This is a genomic window from Gemmatimonadaceae bacterium (genome assembly GCA_019637355.1).
Classification (GTDB): domain Bacteria; phylum Gemmatimonadota; class Gemmatimonadetes; order Gemmatimonadales; family Gemmatimonadaceae; genus Pseudogemmatithrix.
Genome location: JAHBVT010000001.1, coordinates 2,159,785 through 2,178,253 on the forward strand (window position 1 = coordinate 2,159,785; position 18,469 = coordinate 2,178,253).

The window sequence follows — 18,469 nt, forward strand, 5'->3', positions numbered from 1 at the left end:
CTCGACGAGCGTACCCCAGCTAACCGAGAAAAGCGGGGCGGACCGTAGTATCGGCCCGCCCCGCCTAGCTTCCGTCATCCGTCTTCCGTCGACTTACCAGCGATAGTGCGCGAACGCCTTGTTCGCTTCCGCCATCCGGTGCGTGTCTTCCTTCTTCTTGATGGCGTTGCCCTCGCCCTTCGCGGCAGCGAGGACCTCGGCGGCCAGCTTCTCGGCCATCGACTTCTCGTTGCGCTCGCGCGAGTAGAGGATCAACCAGCGCATCGCCAGCGCGGTGCGGCGGTCCGGGCGGACCTCGACGGGCACCTGGTAGGTGGCACCGCCGACGCGGCGGGACTTCACCTCGACGACCGGCTTGAGGTTGGTCAGCGCCTGCTTGAAGACCTGCACGCCCGGCTGCTGCGCCTTGGCCTCGACGACGTCCATCGCGCCGTAGAAGATGCGCTCGGCGGTGGACTTCTTGCCCTGGTACATCAGGACGTTGATGAACTTGCTGACAGTCTGGCTGTCGTAGCGCGCATCCGGGAGGATGCTGCGCTTCACGGCACTCTTGCGGCGGCTCATTTACTTCTTCCCTCCAGCCGGGGCTCCAGCCTTCGGCTTCTTGGTCCCGTACTTGGAGCGGCTCTTGTTGCGCCCGTTGACGCCGGAGGCGTCGAGCTTGCCGCGCACGATGTGGTAGCGCACGCCCGGCAGGTCCTTTACACGGCCACCGCGGATGAGCACGATCGAGTGCTCCTGCAGGTTGTGGCCCTCGCCGGGGATGTAGGCGGTGACTTCGAAGCCGTTGACGAGACGCACGCGCGCGACCTTACGCAGCGCGGAGTTCGGCTTCTTGGGGGTGGTGGTGTACACGCGCGTGCACACGCCACGCTTGAACGGATTCTCCTTCAGAGCCGGCGCCTTATCCTTCTTGACGACTGCCTTGCGGCTCTGCCGGACGAGTTGGTTGATCGTCGGCATCGTACCCTTGGTGTTCGGACTTCTGTAACTACGTGGATCGCCCGGTCGGGCGGCACGGAACAGAGCCTTGGAAGCTAGCCGGACCAGCGCCGATGGTCAACCGGGCGAACCTGCGGCCGATGGGGGCGTATCATATGGAACATATGCCCGCCACCCCGAGGGTCCTCATCGCGTCCGCCGCCGTGGCGCTCGCCGTCACCGCCTGCGCCGACGAGGTCGCGGGCCCGAGGTTGGTGGAACTGGTGGCCAACCAGTCGGTGACGGTCTCGGGGCGCACGGGCTCCGAGCGGCTGTTCCGGCTCGAGGTCCCGGAGGGCGCTGGAACGCTGCGCGTGCGCCTCACCGAAGGCGCGGGCGACCCAGACCTGATTATGCGCTATGGCGCGCGGCCGGAGCCCGGGCTGGTGACCTGCCTGTCGGAATCGGACGGCCCCGAAGAGGAGTGCCTGATCGACGCCCCCACGGCGGGCAACTGGTACATCCTCGTCTATGGGTACACCGCGTATGACGACGTCCGGCTCATCCCGCAGATCCTTGCGCAGACGGGGGCCACCCCCGTCACCAGCGGCGTGCCGGTCAGCGGCCTCAGCGGCGGCCAGGGCGACTTCCGGATGTTCAGCATCGACGTGCCGCCGGGCGTGCAAAACCTGACCGTCACGCTCGACGCCGTCGGTGACGCCGATCTGTATGTGCGCCGTTCCACCTTTCCGCTGCTCAACCAGTATGACTGCGCGTCGTTCACCGTCGGCGGCGACGAGCTCTGCAGCATCGCCGCCCCGCAGGCCGGCACCTGGTACCTGCGCATCGAGGGCTTCGAGCCATACTCCGGCGCCACGCTCACGGCCACGCTGACGATGCCGGATCCCGAGCCGTAGTCATTCGTGCCGGGGGCGTGCATTGTTCACCGGATAATGCGCCCCCCGATTCTCGCGACCGCCCTCGCCCTGGCCCTTGTGGCCGCGCCCCTCGCCGCCCAGCAACCCGTGGCAGGCGACACCCTGCCCCGCCCGACGCTCCAGATCCTCCCGATCACGGAGGAGATCGTCATCGACGGGCGGTTGGACGAGGCGGCCTGGGCGCGCGCGCAGCCCGCCACCGACTGGGTGCAGTCGCAGCCGCGCACGGGTGCCCCGGCGAGCCAACGCGCCGAGGCGCGCGTGCTGCTCGACGGCAGCAACGTGTACGTCGGCTTCCGCCTCTACGACACGGCACCGGACAGCATCGGCCTGCAGCTCGCGCGTCGCGACGTGGGCGACACGTTTACAGACTGGGTCTACGTAGGCTTCGACAGCTACGGCGACCGCCGCACGGCCTTCGTGTTCGCCATCAGCCCGCGCGGCGTGCAGCGCGACGGGTACGTTTTCAATGACAACAACTACGACGAGCAGTGGGATGCGGTCTGGCAGTCCGCCGCCCGCGTTGACTCACTGGGCTGGACAGCGGAGATGCGGATCCCCCTGTCGCAGCTCCGCTACGCGGTCGGCGATTCGAGCCGCACCTGGGGCATCAACTTCCTGCGTGAAATCGCGCGCAATGGCGAGAGCTCGTACTGGAGCCCCCGCCCTCCGACCTATCCGGGCGACGTCTCGCGCTTCGGCACGCTGACGGGGCTGGGCGCACTGGGCCGTAGCCTGCCAGTGGAGGCGATTCCCTACGCGCGCAGTCAACTCAACACGTTGCCGCCGGACCCGGGGAACCCCTTCCACGCCGACGCCCGCGGAGAGGTGGCAGTGGGACTCGACGTGCGCGCGCGACTACCGAAGTCGCTGTCGATGACGGCGACGGTGAACCCGGACTTCGGGCAAGTCGAAGCCGACCCGGCGGTCGTCAACCTCTCGGCGTTCGAGGTGTTCTTCCCCGAGCGGCGCCCGTTCTTCCTCGAGAATTTCGACACCTTCCGCTTCGGTGGCACGACGACCTTCAACGACAACGACGCGCCCAGCTTCTTCTACACGCGGCGCGTCGGTCGCGCCCCGCGCGGCCGCATCGACGCCCCGTTCACCGAGATCCCGAACCAAACCCCCATCCTCGGCGCCGTGAAGCTCAGCGGCACCACGCCCGGCGGCTGGGCGATCGGCTCGCTGCACGCGACGACGGGACACGAGGTCGGGCGCGGTAGCGACGGCGTTGGGCCGTCGACGGAGGGCGTCGTGGAGCCACTCACGAACTCGCACGTCACGCGCGTGCGGCGCCTGATGCGCGGGGGCTTCTCGTCAGTGGGTGCGTTCGGGTCCTGGGTGGAACGCGCGCAGGGGGACTCGGCGCTGATGGCGTTGATGCCGCGGCGCGCCGTCGTGAGCGGCGTGGACTTCGAGCACGCCTTCGGCGAACGCGCCTACACCGTGAGCGGTGTCGCGTCGCAGAGCCACGTGACGGGCACGGCGGAGGCCATCGCGATGCTGCAGCGCGCCAACTATCGCTCCTTCCAGCGGCCCGACGCCGACCATCTCACCTACGACGACAGTCGCACGGCACTGCGCGGCGGCTACTACGCGCTCTCGGCGGCCAAGACTTCCGGTCGCCTCACGGCCTCCGTGACCGCCGAACAGCTCGATGCCGGCTTCGAGACCAACGACCTCGGGTTCCAGACGCGCTCCGACCTGCGGTCGGTGAGCACGGGCACGTTCTTCCGGCAGCCGGAGCGTACACGGCGGTTGCAGTCGTGGAGCACGGGTGTCTTCTCGACCTTCTCGTGGACCGGCGGCGGCGACAACATCGAGCGACGGCTCGCGTCCTTTAGCGAAGTGCAGTTCCACAACTTCTGGACCGTCGGCATCGAGGGCAACGTGGAAGCCGGCCAGTACAACGAGCGGCTGCTGCGCGGCGGACCCATCGCCGAGCGTCCGCTCTCGTCGCGCGGCGAGCTCTTCGCCCGCAGCGACCGGCGGCGGCCGCTCATCATCGGCGCCGGTGTCGGGGTGGCGGTGGACCGCGCCGGTCGGCGCAGCCGTGGCGTCGGCGTGGAGTTCGACTGGCGCCCGCAGCCGGCGCTTCGCCTGCGGGTGGAGCCAGAGTTCTCGTTCAACCAGATTGTGGACCAGTACGTCACCGTGCGCACGGACGCGCTGGCAACCGACACCTACGGCAGTCGCTACGTGTTCGCCGACGTGCGCCAGCGCGAGGCGCGGCTCAACACGCGGCTCGACTGGACCTTCTCGCCGTACGTGTCGCTGCAGCTGTTCCTGCAGCCCTTCGCCTCGGCGGGGCGCTTCGAACGCTACAAGGAGTTCCTCGAACCTCGGCGCTTCCGCTTCGCGGTGTATGGCGCCGACCAAGGCACGGTGACGCGCGACGGCAGTACGGTGACGGTCGACCCAGACGGAGCAGGCCCGGCACCGTCGTTCAGCTTCGCCGAGCGGGACTACACGGCGCGCGAGTTGCGCGGCAACGCGGTGCTGCGCTGGGAGCTCAGGCCGGGCTCGACGGTGTTCTTCGTGTGGCAGCAGACGCGCGATGCCTTCATCGCCGGCGACGCGGATCTGAACGCGGCGGGCCAGCTGGGCAGCCTGCTGAGTGAACCCTCGCGGAACGTGTTCCTGGTGAAGCTCGCGTGGTGGCTCGGGCGCTAGGCGCCTAGGTGCCGATAAAGGTGTCCACCGGCAGCGCGTTCTGGCCGCGCACGCGCTGCTCGTACGCACCGCAGACCTGCGCGACACCGTTGGCGTAATACGAGATCAGTTCACGCCCACGTGGCAGAATGACATAGCTGTCGCCCTGCTTGAGCAAGACGCGGCGCATCTTGAGCATCCGATAGGCGCGTTCGAACGACTCGGCGCCCTCGCGCTGCGGTTCCACGAGCTCGGCCCCCGCGGCGACCAGCACGTCGCGCAACTCCTCGATGCGCGCCAAGAGGGCCGCCTCGGGGACGATCTCCGCGTCGAAGGTCTGGAGCGCGGCGCAGACCAGCGGCACGGCCGTCACCGGCATGATGGCGCCGATGCGCTGCATCATCTCGTCGCAGAACGACTGCACGGCGGCGAGGCGTTCGGGACGCTCGCGCTCGAACAGCGGAGCTCCCTCGTCGGCGAGACGCGCGAGCCAGGGCGCCAGCGGCACCGGCTCGCCGATGACGACGGCGGCGCGGCCGTAGCGCTTCCAGCGCCCGGTGCCCATCCGGCCAAAGCTGCACACGGCGAAGTTGACCACCTCGCGGAACTGCGCGAGCCGCGAGGGCGCGGGCACGCCCTCGTTGGTGCGGAGTTCGCGCAGCAGCGAGCGATCCTCCAGCACGCGATCGTAGTTGAGGCCCACCGGCACCACGTAGAGGCGCTCGGCGAAACCCGGCTCACGCGCCGTGCCGATGAGATAGTCGAGCATCCCGATCTTGGCCGGCCGCAGGCGACCGTCGCGCGAGAGGCCGCCCTCGGGAAACAGGCCCTGTGTAACGCCGTTGCGCGTGATGAGCTGCACGTAGCGCTCGAGCACCGTGTGATACAGCGGCTCGCGGTAGCGACGACGGATGAAGTACGAGCCGAAGCTCTTGAACAGATACTCGAGCGGAAACACGCGGGCCCACTCGCCCACGGCGTAGGAGATTGCGACCTGCCCAGCCAACGCGTACGAGGCCAGCACATAGTCCGCGTTGGAGCGGTGGTTGAGCAGGTAGATGACGATGCTCTCGCGCGGGAGTCGCTCGAAGACTTCAGGGTTACGGATTTTGACCGTCGTCTTGAAGAACAGGCCCAGCGCGGCCTTGGCGATGCCGTAGCCGAACTGGTAGTACATAAAGAGGTTGAAGGCCGGGACGATCTCGTCGAGATAGCGCTCGACCTTGCGCCACACCTCGGCGCGCGGACGTCCGTGCTCCTCGGCGTGGGCCGCCACCGCCTGCGCGATGTGCTCGTCGGCGAGCAGCGCCTGCACGATGTAGCGCTTGCCGGTGAGCTTGAAGCGGTCGACGCGGGCGCGGAAGCGCAGCAGCGCGCGGCGCGCGGCCTTCGCGGTCCAGCGGCGCCACATTGCGGTGGCAAGCGCCGCCAGCAGGGCGAGGGCACTGACCCAGAGCAATGCCCGCGCCGAGGTGCTCACGCCTCGCTGCGCCTCGCCTTCAGTGCAGCCAGTGCCTCGCGCGCGCCTTCGGCCTCGCGCGTTCCCGGGAAGCCGTCGATCAATCGTCGGAGCTCGACCATCGCACGCCCCTCGTCGCGCAGCTGGCCGAGGTAGAGGTCGACGATCTTTTGCTGCACGTAGCGCCGCAGGTCGGGCGTGCCGGAGCCGAGTGCGCGGGCGCGGAGATAGTGCTGCATCGCAGCCTCGGCGTCCTTGCGCGCGCGCAGGTGGAAGTCGGCCGCGCGCACGATGGTCATCGCGTGCTCGGGTGCCTCGGCCACGGCATCTGTCCACGCGAGGGCGGCTCCGTCGAGTTCGCCGCGAATTTCGAGCGCCTCGATATGCGAGAACGTCGGCGTGTACGCGGTGCTGTCGCCGGAGGGGCTGTACACGGAGTTGGCAAAGGCAGTGCCACTCTTGTGCAGCATCCGCATAATGCCGTACCCGGTGCCGAAACCGAGCACCCCACCGAGAAGCGTCACCAGTGGGTGATTGGGCACGTGCCCCTTGGCTTGCAGCAGGACTGTGAAGAACAGCCCGAGCACGCCGGTGATCATCCCGTGCATCCCGCCGCCGGAGACGAAGCGCTCCGCGTTGCTCTGCCCGCTGTGCTCGTGGGTGCGCATCGGGTGCTCCTTATCGCGCGACAAAGCCTGCGACGTCGCTCCACGGCGCACAGCCGGGAGCGGGCGCGCCAGGCACACGTGGCAGCGTATCGCGCACGGCGAGGAGCTCGACGTCGAAGATCAGTGTCGCGGCGGGTGGGATGACCGGCGGCCGTCCGAGCGGACCGTAGGCAAGCTGCTGCGGAATGATGAGTCGGCGCTGGCCGCCTTCGCGCATCCCGTCGAAGCCGACGTCCCAGCCGAGGATGACGCGGCGGAACCCCAGTGGCACCGCGATCGGCTCGCGCGGCGTTCCGCGCGGCGTGGTGTCGCGCGAGGAGTCGAACTTGGTGCCGTCAGTGAGCCAACCGGTGTAATGCGCGTAGACGCAGCGCTGGAAGGCGGCCTCCTCGCCCGTGCCGACGACGAGCTCGATGGCCTCGAGCGCCACCAGCGCACGCGATGGGAGGTCGGTGGGCGGGATGGGCTCGGCGAACCGTGGCGCGGGCGGCGGGGCCGGCACGGTCGCAGCGCGCGGGATGCAGGCGGTGGCGAGAACGAGCAGTAACAGCACGACGGCGCGGGATGACGCCACGCGGGGGCTCCGGAAGGGGAAAGACTTCAGCGCTGAAGCTATGGCTCAGGGGGGACGCCGGAAAGCCAGCCTGCGGCGGACATCCGAAGGTCAGCCCGAGGGGCCGAACCCGATGGCAGGGCGGACCCGGCCGACGTAGGTTGGGAGCCGTGCAGACCCCTCCATCGCTCTCCCGCCTGCTGCTCGTGCAGGGCCTCGGACTGCTGCGCTGGTCGCAGACCGTCCCGATGCTCGTCGCCTGGGCGGCCGTCTGGACGATTCTCGCGGCGTTCGCCTTCGTGAATTTCCAGGAAGAAGGCGTGACGTTGGTGAGCGGGTTCACGAGTTTCCTCGAGCGCGTCCCGGGCGTGCCGGATCCCAGTTCGATCGGACACACGGATGCGTCCGGCGCATTTGTCGTGGATGACGCGGCGTTCAGACGCGTGGCGCTGTCGTATTGGACGACACTCTCGCTGTTGCTGTATCTGCTCGGCTTCGCGCTCCGCACCGTGCGCGGCGAGCGGCCGCCGATCCGGCTGCGCAGCAAGCTGATGGCCGTCGCCGTCGTCGCGGTGTTGACGCTGCTGGCCTTCGTGGAGGTGTTCCGCAACAGCACCGTGCCGATCCACGGCAGCACCTCGAGCTGGCTGATGATGTTCGGCGGCTTGGTGGCGCTCGCCGTGGGTGCGAGCGCCTACTCGTTGACGGTCGGCCACCTGCTGGACCGGCTCTGCTACAGGCTTAGCGCGTGAGTACGGCACCGAGCCACGGCGAGGGCGCACTCGCGCGCGTACGTTGCCGCGTGTTCGGCGGCTCGCAGGGGCGTGGCGTATTCACGATGACGATGTGGGGCTTCGGCGCGATGATGGCGGCGCTGGTCGTCGGCGTGCCCGCACCGATTGCGGCAGTGGTCTTCGTTGGAGTGCTGGCCTGGACGCTGCAGCGGAAGGCCGGCACGGCGACATACACACTCGGACCCTCGACCGTGTCACGCGAGTTCCAGACGTTCAGCGGGCAGGCAACGAGCGAGACGCGCGCGCTCAGCGACATCGCAGCGTGGAAGCAGGACCGCGAACTGGGTCGCTCGCTGCAACAGTATGAGTACCTTGAGCTGGACTTTCGCGATGGAGTGCGCTGGATCGTGACGTCGCGACAGGAGGCGGAGGGTTTCGCGCGGTTTCGCGACGCCTTCGCCGGATTGACATCGGCGGCGGAGGGCCTGGGCGCGGGAACTCCGGCGCTCGCCGCGGCACGCCGGCGTCCGAGTTTCTATCGCACGTGGTATGGCCGATCGCTGGCCATCGTGTTTATCGCGCTTGCGGGCGGGCTCGGCGTCGCGGCCGGCGCAGGCTTGATCGCGCTGACGGGTCTGTTCAAGCTGGCGTTCGTGATCGTGCCGGGCGCGGTCTATATGGCGTGGCGCTCGTTCAGCCGTGGAGCGGCTGCGGTCCTGCTCGTGCTGTCGCTTGGAGGCGTAGCGCCAGAGGCGCAGGCCCAGCGCCCAGCGCCCTCGGCGGAGGTCGCCGTTCCCGCGGGAATGGAGTATGTCGCGTCGAGCCGTGGGCAGGTGTACTACTGGGTCGGCTGCAATGCCTGGCGCCGGCTCGCGCGTGCGAACCTGCGATTCTACGCGACGCGGGAGGCTGCGGAAGCGGCGGGGTACCGCGTGTCGGGAACGGCTGGATGCGCCGGGCCCAGCGCGGGCAGCGGGGCGCCCCGAGAGACTGCGCCGCGTGCGACACCTGCGCCGATCGAACGCAGTCCGTCAGGCGGGCGCGAGCTGCCCTGCGTGCTCGAACGCGTGGTTGATGGCGATACGATCGTCTGCCGAGGTGGGCGGAGCGTGCGGCTGTTGCTCGTGGGTACGCCGGAGCTCAGCCAGCGTCCGTTCGGACCGCAGGCCAAGGCATTCGTGGAGTCACGAGTGCCACGTGGCACGGCGGTCACGTTGGAGCTCGATGTGCAGGAGCGTGACCCCTACGGGCGCACACTGGCGTACGTGCGGCTCCCGGATGGGACGACGCTCAACGAGTTGTTGCTGCAGGAAGGCTTCGCTGAGGTGAGCGTGTATCCGCCGAATGTGCGCCACGTGGACGGCTACCGCGCGCTGCTCCGCGAAGCCAAGGAGGCCAAGCGGGGCCTCTGGGCAACGAGTGCGTTTGAGTGTTCACCCGCAGACCACCGTCGCGGGCGCTGCGAGTAGCGCGACCGTCGCCGCGGCGAACTCTAAGGCCGACACACTCGCGGCGGCCCCAGCGCCGCCTCGCGCGGCATCGCAGCGACGCTCAGGTGCTGCACCTGCGCCGGTTCGGTCGGTGCGAGCGTGATGCGCACCCGAAGATCGCCGCTCGCGCAACGGAGGCGCCACTCGCCGCGCAGCGCATTCTCGGCCACCATCGCGCCTTCCGGACGGCAGCTCCCGCCGGCGGCATCGCGGAGCGCCGCGATCTGTGCCGCACGGCGCGGCGCCGGTTCGTCGCGGAACAGGTTCATCGCCGCGAGCGAATCGGCGAGTGGCTGTGACCAGACGTTGACGAGCCGCGTGACCTGCGACTGCCGCGTCAGCAGCACCGGCGCCGGCTGCGGACTCCGCGGCTCGAGGCCGCCGCTGCGCAGCAGCAGCTCGAAGGCTTGGTCCACGATCGGCGTCCAGCCAGTGTAGGTCAGGCTGCCCAGCGCGATGATGCCGACGCCGTGCTCGGGAAGCCACTTCATTATAGAGCCATAGCCGGGCAAGCCGCCGGTGTGCGAGACGGCGATGCGGAAGTCGCAGTTCTGCGCCACGCGCAGCCCGTAGCCGTAACCGCCGGCGTTCAGCACGGGCGACGCGCCACGCGCGTCCACCGATGCCCCTGCGTAGCGATGGATCTGCTGCATCTCGCGCACGGACGCGCGACGCACCGGCCCCTGCTCAGCCCCGTCACGCGCCGGCCAAGCATCGAGCATATAGGCGACCCATCTCGCGAGGTCGGCCGGTGTCGTGAGCATCCCGCCCATCACGCCGAAGGCGCCGTCGGGCAGCGGGAGCTCGAGCAACCACTCGCCGTCCTGCAGGCGATAGCCGAGCGCGAGCCGCGCCGGATCCACATCGGTCGACTGCAGCGTCGTGGACGTCATCCCCAGCGGCAGCAGAATGCGCTCGCGCAGGTATGTGGCGTACGGGCGGCCAGAGACATTGCTGACGATGCGGCCGAGGATGGCGAAGCCGTAGTTGGAATACTCGTACGCGGTGCCGGGCGCGTTCGAGAAGGGGATCCCACCGCGCATCATCGCACTGAAGGCGTCCTCGGTGGCATCAAGTTGCTGGTCGCCCCAGGGGTTGTCCTCAGGGAAGCCGGCCGAGTGCGTGAGGAGATGGCGCACGGTGATGCGCGGTGCGTCACTGGTTGCGTAGCGGAGGCCTGAGAGCTCCGGCACGTAGCGTTCGGCGGGCGCGTCGAGGTCCAGCTTCCCCTCGTCGCGCAGCTGCAGAATGGCGAGCGCGGCGAAGCTCTTGCTCATCGACGCGATGCGAAAGACGCTGGCGGTGTCGACGCGCGTGCCCCGCTCCAGGTTGCTGCGGCCGCCGGCAACGACGTGGATGAGCTGGCCGTCGACGACGATACCGTAGGCGTAGCCCGGGACTCGGCGCTGCGTGACGAAGACCTGCATCAGGGAATCGATGGCGGGCAAGGCCGATCGCAGCTTCGCGAGGCGCGCGGGATCGCTGAAGCGCGCCGGTGGGGCGATGGAGCTGAGGGCGGGCTGCTGTGCGGCGGCCGGCTCTGCGAGGGCGGCGACGATGGCCGCGGCGAGTGCGAGCGAACGGATGGTCATCCGGATATTCTCGCACGTGGACGCCCGCTCGGACAGACGTGATATTCTAGCGATGCTCTACCCCACCCTGCCCCGGCGCGCTGTGCGGCTCGCACTCGCCTCGGCGCTCGTGCTGGCCGCCTGCCAGGCGCGGTCCGCACCGCCGGTGGTGCCAGACGCGACGAATCGCGCCGCCTACGCCGTGGTCGGCGGCGACACGCTGCACCTGGTCCGCTTCGCGCCCGCCCGCGACTCGGTGGGCGCAACTGTCCCCGCCGTGCTGCTGTTGCACGGGGGCGGATGGACGGACGGCGATCCCAGCTGGGTGTACCCCGCCGCCGCGGCGTTCGCCGAGGGCGGCTTCGAGGCCTTCGCCGTGCAGTACCGGCTGAGCGACAGCACGCGCACGCCGATCGAGGCGCTCGCGGACGTGTGCGCGGCCCTACGGTGGACTCGACTGAGTGCCGACTCGCTAGGCGTGGACTCGTCGCGCGTGGCGCTCTACGGCGTGTCGGCCGGCGGGCACCTCGCGGCGAGCACCGCCACCGTAGGCTGCCCGGACGCGCTGCCGGATCGCGGCGGCGATGCGCTGTTGCTGCTCTCCCCGGCGGTAGACGTCGAGGCCGATGCACACTTCGAGCGGCTGCTGCGCGGTCGTGCTACGCCGCGGGATCTCTCACCCGTTGCGAACATCCGCGAGACGATGCCACCCACGGTGCTCGTCGCTGGCGACGAGGATACGGTCACGCCGCTCACCAGCGCGCAGCGGTTCTGCCTCGGCGTCGTGCGGCGCCGGCAGACCTGTGACCTGCGCATCTACGTGGGACTCGGGCACCTGCTGTCGAGCGACCTCCGCGACCAGGAGGCGAACCCGAAGCCGGATCCTGAGTCGCGCGCCAACGCCTTGCAGTACCAAGTGCGCTTCCTGCAGCGGCTGTGGCTCACGCCCGCGGCGCCGGCGCCATAGCCACCGCCGCGGATTAGCTTCCAGCAATGGCCTCCGCCGTCGATGTGCTGGTCGTTGCCGCTACCGCGGATGAACTCGCGGACGGACTCCCCTGCCCGACGTTGCTCTGTGGCGTCGGGCCGGTGGATGCGGCGGTGCGCGTGGCCGCCGCGCTGGCCGACCTTCGCCCGGCAGCGATCCTGCACGTCGGCATTGCCGGCGCGCGACGCGCCAGCGGCATCGGGCCGGCACAGCTCGTCATCGGTGAAGTGGCGCGCTACACAGACCTGCGCGTGCCAGCCCAGTTCGCACCACACGAACTTGTGCCCGACGCGCGATTGCTCGGCGCGGCCAGACGCACGCTCCCCGATGCCTTGACCCGTCCGATTGCGACGGTGGCGCGCGTCGGCGCCAGCGTGGGTACGGATGTCGAGGCGATGGAAGGTTTCGCCGTGCTGCGCGCCGCGCAGCTCGCCGGCGTGCCGGCCATCGAGGTGCGCGCCATCTCGAATGAGATCGAAGAGACCGACCGCAGCCGCTGGCACTTCGATCACGCCTTCGCGGCGATCACCGCGGCCACGCCGCGCCTGGTGGAGGCGATCGCCGCGTGCGTACGCTGAGCTTCGGCTACTCTCCCTGCCCGAACGACACCTTCGCCTTCCACGCGCTGGCGCACGGGCTCGTGGATGCGCCGTTTCGCATCGAGCCGGTACTGCTCGACATCGAGGAACTGAACCGCCGCGCGCACGAGGGGGAGTTCGACCTCACCAAGCTCAGCGTCGGTGCCTTCGCCGCCGTGGGCGAGCGCTACACGATGCTGCGCAGCGGCGCCGCGCTGGGCCACGGCGTGGGCCCGCTGGTGGTGACGCGCGGGCCGATGCCGCTGACCGAGGCCGTGCGCGGCCGCGTGGCGATACCCGGACGCGAGACGACGGCGTTCCGTTTGCTGCGGCTCGCGGCACCGGAGTTGCACGACACGGTGGAGATGCGCTACGACAAGATCCTCCGCGCCGTCGCCGGCGGCGAGGTGGATGCGGGCCTCATCATCCACGAGAGCCGCTTCACCTACCAGGAACACGGGCTGCACAGGGCGCAGGACCTCGGCGAGTGGTGGGAACGTGAGACCTCGCTGCCCGTGCCGCTGGCCGGCATCTGCGCGCGAGCGGACCTCGACGCCGAGACGCGTGCGGCGGCTGAGCGAGCGATTCGTGCAAGCGTACAGCACGCCTTCGACCATCCGCAGGCCAGCGCCGAGTATGTGCGCGCGCACGCGCAGGAGATGAGCGACGAGGTCTGTGCACAGCACATCGCGCTGTACGTGAATGAATGGTCGTTGGACGTGGGCGATGAAGGGATGCGCGCCATCGAGCGGCTTGTGGCGGCGGGGCGCTGATGGCCAGCGGGCGCCTCGAGGCGATCTGGCAGAAGCGCGCGCATCGCGGCCCGATGGACGCGATTGACGTGGGTGAACTCATTGCCGGTGAAGGACTGCTCGGCAGCGTGGGACGGAGCCGACGCCGCCAGGTGACCATCATCGAGCGCGAGGTGTGGGACCGCGTGCAGGAGGAGTTGCAAGCGGCGATTCCCTACGCCGCGCGACGCGCCAACCTGATGATCAGCGGGGTTCGGCTGGAAGAGACACGCGACCGCGTGCTTCGGATCGGCGTCGCGCGGGTGCGCATCGGTGGCCACACCACGCCCTGCGAGCGAATGGACGAGGCGCAGGATGGCCTGCGGGACAGGCTCGCGCCACATTGGGGAGGCGGGGCCTTCGCGCAGGTGATCGCGGGGGGAACCATTCGGGTAGGAGATGTTGTCGAATGGGAGTCCACACTGGAGGAATGATGCACCGTCTCGCGCTCGTTGCCGCGACACCGCTTGCCGCCGCGCTGCTCACGACCCCGTTGGCCGCGCAACGCGCCGATACCGTCAAGCTCGCGTTGCTATGGTCCGTGACCGAAGGTGAGCACGAGACCGCTGACTCGCTGGGCCAACTCTCCGGCATCGCGATGGACGCGAACGGCATCGTGTACGTCTCCGACCGCACGGAGAACAAGCTCTGGGTGTTCGACTCGCGCGGGCGTTCGATGCCAGGCATCGGCCGACGCGGTCAGGGACCGGGGGAGTACCAGGCCCCGACGGGCATCGCGATCGGACCGGACGGCAAGCTGTATGTGCGCGACCAGGGGAACGTGACGCGGCTGGGGGCGGACCCGACGACGCGGCGACTCAGCCGCTACGAAACGCGCTACTTCGGCGGCGCGATGAACGACTGGATGTCCACGCTGGCGTCGCGATTCGATGCCCAAGGACGGCTGCACTACCCGAGCTTCAACTCCGGCGACCGCTCGCAGCGGATGGGGCAGTGGTGGATCTTTAGCGTCGCGGGCGAACGCGTGGACTCCATCGCGGTGCCGGTGGTGGAGGGCGCGGCGCCGGGTTGGGCGTCCGTCCGACTCTCGGCGAGCGGTGGACGCATCTTGCCTGGACTGAACCACGTGCCGTTCCACGGGCTCCCGCGCTGGGACGTCACCCCGCGAGGCACGGTGCTCTACACCAGCGGTCAGGAGTACCTGATCCGCGAAGTGGACCGCAGCGGCCGAGTGCTGCGCGAGTTTCGGCGCACGGAGGCACCCATCAGGATCCCAGCGAGCGAACGTCGCGACTCACTCGCGGCCCTGCGCCAACGCCTCGACTCCATCTCGACCATCCCTCGCGCACAGATCTCCGGTGTTCCGGACGAAGTCTGGGCGCTGCGCCTGCCGGAGACGTATCCGCCGATCATTGACGTCTTCGCCGCGCCGGACGGATTCGTGTGGGTGCGGCGGTGGGTGCCGAACGGCCACCGCCGCACGGTGTTCGATGTGTTTGAGGCCGACGGGCGGTTCAAGACTGTCGTCGAGTTGCCCGCGTACGTGCTGCCCGGCATCACGCCGGCGCTCACGTTGGACGCGGTCGCGGCGATCGGCAGCGATGCGGAGACCGAGGCGATGACCGTCCTGCGCTTCGGGCGGGCGCGCTAGCGCGTGCGCGTCAGCCGCAGCAGGACGATCTCATCCTCGCCGTCGGCGTTCTCCCGCTTGCCCAGCAGGTAGTCCGCGCCGACCTCGAAGGGCACGAAGCCTCCCTCGACGCGCAGCTCCCCGACGAGCGCGCCGCTGGCAGCGTACACCCGGAACTGCGTCTCCGCCGCGCCATCCGGCGACACGACGAACCAGAGCAGTCCTGACGGATCCGCGAGCACGCGCCAGAAGTGCGGCATTTGCTCCGGAAGCGGAATGCCGCGGAGGAAGTCGCTCGCGGCTTCGCGAATCTGCGACGGCGCGATGGCGACAGCGGAGCCGACGGCCCGAGCATAGTCGGCCGCCGTCGGGCGGCGCGGCGCCGAGGCAGCGGAGAACGACAGGGCCGTGCTGCCGCCCGGCGCGTATCCCGTCACCTCGCCCGAGGCGCCGTCAGCGACAATCAGCGTCGCCCCCGCATACGTGAATACCATCGTTGGCGCCAGCGGACGCGGCACGCCACCCATTCCCCCCTGCGGCGAGAGCCGGCCGAGCACCCACTGTCCCTGCGAGATGGACTCGCGCACGCGGCGCACCGGTCCCTGGCCATCCACCGCGACGAGCGCGGCGCTCATCTGCACCACGTTGTACTGCCCGCCGTTTCGCGATTCTCCGCTGAGTACGGGCGGAAGGTCGCGACGCGGCTGCATTCCGCTGACCAGTGCGACGCTCCCCGCGGGTGAGCACGCCGCCACCAGCGAGTTCGCACCCTCAGTGACCGTGCGCGTAGCCGACGATTCGGCAGCGGTCGCAGCCGCCGAGTAGGCGGTGAGGCGCGCCGACGCGTCCCAGACGTACAGCGAATCGGCGTTGCAGCGGCCGACCCACACCGGCAGGCGATACTCACCGGGGCCAGCTCCGCTTCTGCCAAGGGTACGCTTGAGCGCGCCGTCGCTTCCGAGGATGCGCACGCTTGAGCCGGCAAAGTCGGCGACGGCGATCTCGCCGGAGGAGAGTCGCGTGGCCCAAGCGGCGGTGGCGAAGCGGAGGTCGCCGGCGTCGGTGGTGGCGGGAACGGTGAGGAGCGGCGCTGGGTCCACGCGGAACTGCGCGGAGAGGGCTGCGGGGAGTGCGATTAACGCCAGTGCCGTCGCGGGTCGGTGCATTGTGGATCCGAGTGGAGGTCCCTAATGAGAGTCAGGGGCGCGCGGACGAGCCACAAAGTATCCTTCAGTTCCAGTGACCGTCCAGCTCACCTTCGATAACCGCTTCGTCCGCGAGCTCCCCGGCGACCCGCTCACCAGCAACGAGCGCCGCCAGGTGCTCGGCGCCGCGTGGAGCGCCGTGCGACCGACCCCGGTGGCCGCGCCGACGCTGCTTGCGCACGCACGCGAAGTGGCCGCCCTCGTCGGCTTCGGCCCGAACCATCACGAGTCCCCGCGCTTCGCCGAGGTCTTCGGCGGCAACGCGCTGCTGAGCGGAATGGAGCCCTTCGCCGCCTGCTACGGCGGCCATCAGTTCGGCCACTGGGCCGGCCAGCTCGGCGACGGCCGCGCCATCTCGCTCGGCGAGGTCATCAATGCGCGCGGCGAGCGGTGGGAACTGCAGCTCAAGGGCGCCGGTCTCACGCCGTACTCGCGGACCGCCGACGGCCGCGCGGTGCTGCGTTCGTCCATCCGCGAGTTCCTGTGCTCCGAGGCAATGCATCACCTTGACATCCCGACCACGCGGGCGCTGTCGGTGGTGCTGACGGGCGAGCAGGTGCTGCGCGATATGTTCTACGACGGCAATGCGCAGCTCGAGCCGGGTGCAGTTGTCTGCCGGGTGGCGCCGAGCTTCATCCGCTTCGGCAACTTCGAGATCGCGACGGCGCGTGGCGAGGAGACGCTGCTGCGCCAGCTGGCGGACTTCGCGATCGCGCGGGACTTCCCCCAGATCGACGCGGCTGACCCAGAGCGCTACGCGCAGTGGTTCCGCGAGGTCTGCACCCGCACGGCGACGATGATTGTGCACTGGATGCGGGTGGGGTTCGTGCACGGCGTGATGAACACCGACAATATGAGCATCCTTGGGCTGACGATCGACTACGGCCCGTATGGATTCCTCGACGACTTCGATCCGCACTGGACGCCGAACACCACGGACGCGATGGGGCGGCGCTATCGTTATGCGCAGCAACCGGCAATCGCCCAGTGGAACCTCGAGCGCCTCGCCGATGCCCTGCAGCCGCTGTTCGCGGACGTCGAACCGCTCCGCGCCGGGCTTGGTGCGTATGTTGATCGCTTCAACGCCGAGTATCGCCAGATGTTGGCGGCGAAGTTCGGGTTCGCGCAGTTCGACGCCGTGCACGAGGAACTGGCTCAGCGAGGGCTGGCGCTGCTGAACGAGGCGGAGGGCGACCACACGCTGTTCTTCCGCGCACTCACCGACTGGACGGGCGAAGCTCCGGCGGACGACGTCGCGGCGATCGCTGCACTTGGCGACCTGTTCTACGACGCCACCAAGCGCGATGCTGCCGCGCCCGCCTTGGCTGCCTGGCTGCGCGAGTGGCACGCGGCGCGCTCCGCGCCAGGCAACGCCAGCGCCGAAGTGCGCGCGGCGATGGAGCGCGTTAACCCGCGCTTCATCCTGCGCAACTACCTGGCGCAACAGGCCATCGATCGCGCGACCGCCGGCGACGCGACGATGGTACACGAACTGTTGGAGACGATGCGGCGCCCCTACGATGCCCAACCGGGGCGCGAGGCATTCGCTGCCAAGCGCCCCGACTGGGCCCGCAACCGCGCGGGGTGCTCGATGCTGTCCTGCAGCTCCTGAGGCGGCGGACCGCCCGCCCGACGCGCTAGAAGCTGCCGAAGCGCAGGAGCAGGGTGGCGCTCGGACCGTGCAGCTGCCCGTTGGCCAGCTTCGGCACGTCGGCGCCGAACGCAATGCGATAGCCGACCGTGGTCCCGATGCGCATCCAGCGCGTCACGTTGAGCTGCACGCCGACCTGCGGCTCGGTCAGCCCAAAGACCGTGGTGGAATCCTTCGTATTGCGCGGGCGCGAGTCATCCGGCCAGACCGAGATGCCGCCGCCGCCGAGCAGGAGGCCGTAGGTCGCGTGGACGAGCTTGGACGGCCGGGTGATGTACTCGATGGTGAATCCGCCATACGCGAAATCCATCTCGCCGCGCTGGGGGACGCCTTCGAGGATTGCGTCCACGTTGGCCGTTCCCTTGATTCCCATCCCGCCGAAGGCCAGCCGGCGGTTGAACACCGCGGCGCCGCCGCCGCCATTGAGCACCATCGTCTCGCCGGCAATCTGGGTGACCCGGAAGATCGGGCCGCCGAAGCCTCCGACGGAGGCGGGGGAATCACCGAGGAGCGTCTCGTCCTGAGCCTGCGCGGGAACGGCAGGGACGAGCAGGATGGCAGCGAACAGCGCCGCAAGACCGGCGCGCGAGGACGTGCGATGCATTGAATACTCCGAAACAGGTGCGAGTGAGCGTTCTCTTGCTCGTCCTACGCAGCCGCGCCGGAGAGGTTTCCGCGT

18 protein-coding genes are annotated in these 18,469 nt (G+C 69.4%); 10 read left to right on the forward strand and 8 right to left on the reverse strand.

Annotated elements, in window-relative coordinates; genetic code table 11:
- Positions 1–93: 93 nt before the first annotated feature.
- Both rpsG and rpsL read right to left on the reverse strand, forming a co-directional pair.
- Positions 94–564, reverse strand: coding sequence for a 30S ribosomal protein S7 (gene rpsG, locus KF689_09975; GenBank protein ID MBX3133698.1), 471 nt, complete (start codon positions 562–564; stop codon positions 94–96).
- Positions 565–963: a 30S ribosomal protein S12 gene (gene rpsL / locus KF689_09980; protein MBX3133699.1), complete on the reverse strand. Its 399-nt coding sequence runs from the start codon at positions 961–963 to the stop codon at positions 565–567.
- Between the two features lie 143 nt (positions 964–1,106).
- Here rpsL and KF689_09985 point away from each other — a divergent pair, with 143 nt between their 5' ends.
- Together KF689_09985 and KF689_09990 are read left to right on the forward strand one after the other, a co-directional pair.
- The gene (locus KF689_09985; GenBank protein MBX3133700.1) at positions 1,107–1,838 is read left to right on the forward strand and encodes a PPC domain-containing protein; all 732 of its coding nucleotides are present in this window, start codon (positions 1,107–1,109) and stop codon (positions 1,836–1,838) included.
- Positions 1,839–1,874: 36 nt separating this feature from the next.
- The gene (locus KF689_09990) at positions 1,875–4,532 is read left to right on the forward strand and encodes a carbohydrate binding family 9 domain-containing protein (protein ID MBX3133701.1); all 2,658 of its coding nucleotides are present in this window, start codon (positions 1,875–1,877) and stop codon (positions 4,530–4,532) included.
- 4 nt (positions 4,533–4,536) lie between these two features.
- On the opposite strand, the gene KF689_09995 is transcribed toward KF689_09990, so the two are convergent.
- The 3 genes from KF689_09995 to KF689_10005 are packed head-to-tail and all read right to left on the reverse strand — an operon-like array spanning position 4,537 to position 7,071.
- Entirely contained in the window at positions 4,537–5,991 is a 1,455-nt protein-coding gene (locus KF689_09995) for a 1-acyl-sn-glycerol-3-phosphate acyltransferase (protein MBX3133702.1), read from the reverse strand.
- Positions 5,988–6,638 carry a hypothetical protein gene (locus KF689_10000; GenBank protein ID MBX3133703.1) on the reverse strand — a complete coding sequence of 217 codons (651 nt, stop codon included), beginning with the start codon at positions 6,636–6,638 and terminating at the stop codon, positions 5,988–5,990. The genes KF689_09995 and KF689_10000 overlap by 4 nt, the downstream gene beginning before the upstream one ends.
- Positions 6,639–6,648: 10 nt before the next feature.
- The gene (locus KF689_10005; GenBank protein MBX3133704.1) at positions 6,649–7,071 is read right to left on the reverse strand and encodes an FKBP-type peptidyl-prolyl cis-trans isomerase; all 423 of its coding nucleotides are present in this window, start codon (positions 7,069–7,071) and stop codon (positions 6,649–6,651) included.
- Positions 7,072–7,361: 290 nt separating this feature from the next.
- Here KF689_10005 and KF689_10010 point away from each other — a divergent pair, with 290 nt between their 5' ends.
- Together KF689_10010 and KF689_10015 are read left to right on the forward strand one after the other, a co-directional pair.
- Positions 7,362–7,943: a hypothetical protein gene (locus KF689_10010; GenBank protein MBX3133705.1), complete on the forward strand. Its 582-nt coding sequence runs from the start codon at positions 7,362–7,364 to the stop codon at positions 7,941–7,943.
- Positions 7,940–9,394 carry a thermonuclease family protein gene (locus KF689_10015; GenBank protein ID MBX3133706.1) on the forward strand — a complete coding sequence of 485 codons (1,455 nt, stop codon included), beginning with the start codon at positions 7,940–7,942 and terminating at the stop codon, positions 9,392–9,394. Before KF689_10010 ends, KF689_10015 begins: the two co-directional genes overlap by 4 nt.
- Before the next feature lie 23 nt (positions 9,395–9,417).
- On the opposite strand, the gene KF689_10020 is transcribed toward KF689_10015, so the two are convergent.
- On the reverse strand, positions 9,418–11,007 hold the full coding sequence (locus tag KF689_10020) for a beta-lactamase family protein (protein ID MBX3133707.1): 1,590 nt from the start codon (positions 11,005–11,007) through the stop codon (positions 9,418–9,420).
- Between the two features lie 52 nt (positions 11,008–11,059).
- Here KF689_10020 and KF689_10025 point away from each other — a divergent pair, with 52 nt between their 5' ends.
- From KF689_10025 to KF689_10045, 5 genes are read left to right on the forward strand one after another with little or no spacing between them, the layout of a single operon-like run.
- Complete coding sequence (locus tag KF689_10025; GenBank protein ID MBX3133708.1) at positions 11,060–11,953, forward strand: alpha/beta hydrolase; 894 nt, start codon at positions 11,060–11,062, stop codon at positions 11,951–11,953.
- 26 nt (positions 11,954–11,979) lie between these two features.
- On the forward strand, positions 11,980–12,552 hold the full coding sequence (locus tag KF689_10030; GenBank protein MBX3133709.1) for a hypothetical protein: 573 nt from the start codon (positions 11,980–11,982) through the stop codon (positions 12,550–12,552).
- Positions 12,540–13,325, forward strand: coding sequence for a 1,4-dihydroxy-6-naphthoate synthase (locus KF689_10035; GenBank protein MBX3133710.1), 786 nt, complete (start codon positions 12,540–12,542; stop codon positions 13,323–13,325). Before KF689_10030 ends, KF689_10035 begins: the two co-directional genes overlap by 13 nt.
- Positions 13,325–13,777: an MOSC domain-containing protein gene (locus tag KF689_10040; protein MBX3133711.1), complete on the forward strand. Its 453-nt coding sequence runs from the start codon at positions 13,325–13,327 to the stop codon at positions 13,775–13,777. The genes KF689_10035 and KF689_10040 overlap by 1 nt, the downstream gene beginning before the upstream one ends.
- Positions 13,774–14,955 carry a 6-bladed beta-propeller gene (locus tag KF689_10045; protein MBX3133712.1) on the forward strand — a complete coding sequence of 394 codons (1,182 nt, stop codon included), beginning with the start codon at positions 13,774–13,776 and terminating at the stop codon, positions 14,953–14,955. The genes KF689_10040 and KF689_10045 overlap by 4 nt, the downstream gene beginning before the upstream one ends.
- Here KF689_10045 and KF689_10050 read toward each other — a convergent pair.
- Positions 14,952–16,100 carry a hypothetical protein gene (locus tag KF689_10050; protein MBX3133713.1) on the reverse strand — a complete coding sequence of 383 codons (1,149 nt, stop codon included), beginning with the start codon at positions 16,098–16,100 and terminating at the stop codon, positions 14,952–14,954. The two genes, KF689_10045 and KF689_10050, sit on opposite strands and share 4 nt — an antisense overlap.
- Positions 16,101–16,173: 73 nt before the next feature.
- Between KF689_10050 and KF689_10055 the strand changes: the two genes are divergently transcribed.
- Entirely contained in the window at positions 16,174–17,751 is a 1,578-nt protein-coding gene (locus KF689_10055; protein MBX3133714.1) for a YdiU family protein, read from the forward strand.
- A 25-nt stretch (positions 17,752–17,776) separates the two neighbouring features.
- Here KF689_10055 and KF689_10060 read toward each other — a convergent pair whose 3' ends face one another.
- Positions 17,777–18,394 (reverse strand): hypothetical protein, encoded by a 618-nt coding sequence (locus KF689_10060; protein MBX3133715.1) that lies wholly within the window; start codon positions 18,392–18,394, stop codon positions 17,777–17,779.
- Between the last annotated feature and the right edge of the window lie 75 nt (positions 18,395–18,469).

Bases quoted from the DNA above. Each gene is read 5' to 3' on its own strand.
- rpsG (MBX3133698.1), bottom strand. From the start codon at position 564: ATGAGCCGCCGCAAGAGTGCCGTGAAGCGCAGCATCCTCCCGGATGCG.
- rpsL (MBX3133699.1), bottom strand. From the start codon at position 963: ATGCCGACGATCAACCAACTCGTCCGGCAGAGCCGCAAGGCAGTCGTC.
- KF689_09985 (MBX3133700.1), top strand. From the start codon at position 1,107: ATGCCCGCCACCCCGAGGGTCCTCATCGCGTCCGCCGCCGTGGCGCTC.
- KF689_09990 (MBX3133701.1), top strand. From the start codon at position 1,875: ATGCGCCCCCCGATTCTCGCGACCGCCCTCGCCCTGGCCCTTGTGGCC.
- KF689_10000 (MBX3133703.1), bottom strand. From the start codon at position 6,638: ATGCGCACCCACGAGCACAGCGGGCAGAGCAACGCGGAGCGCTTCGTC.
- KF689_10020 (MBX3133707.1), bottom strand. From the start codon at position 11,007: ATGACCATCCGTTCGCTCGCACTCGCCGCGGCCATCGTCGCCGCCCTC.
- KF689_10025 (MBX3133708.1), top strand. From the start codon at position 11,060: ATGCTCTACCCCACCCTGCCCCGGCGCGCTGTGCGGCTCGCACTCGCC.
- KF689_10030 (MBX3133709.1), top strand. From the start codon at position 11,980: ATGGCCTCCGCCGTCGATGTGCTGGTCGTTGCCGCTACCGCGGATGAA.
- KF689_10040 (MBX3133711.1), top strand. From the start codon at position 13,325: ATGGCCAGCGGGCGCCTCGAGGCGATCTGGCAGAAGCGCGCGCATCGC.
- KF689_10045 (MBX3133712.1), top strand. From the start codon at position 13,774: ATGATGCACCGTCTCGCGCTCGTTGCCGCGACACCGCTTGCCGCCGCG.
- KF689_10050 (MBX3133713.1), bottom strand. From the start codon at position 16,100: ATGCACCGACCCGCGACGGCACTGGCGTTAATCGCACTCCCCGCAGCC.
- KF689_10060 (MBX3133715.1), bottom strand. From the start codon at position 18,394: ATGCATCGCACGTCCTCGCGCGCCGGTCTTGCGGCGCTGTTCGCTGCC.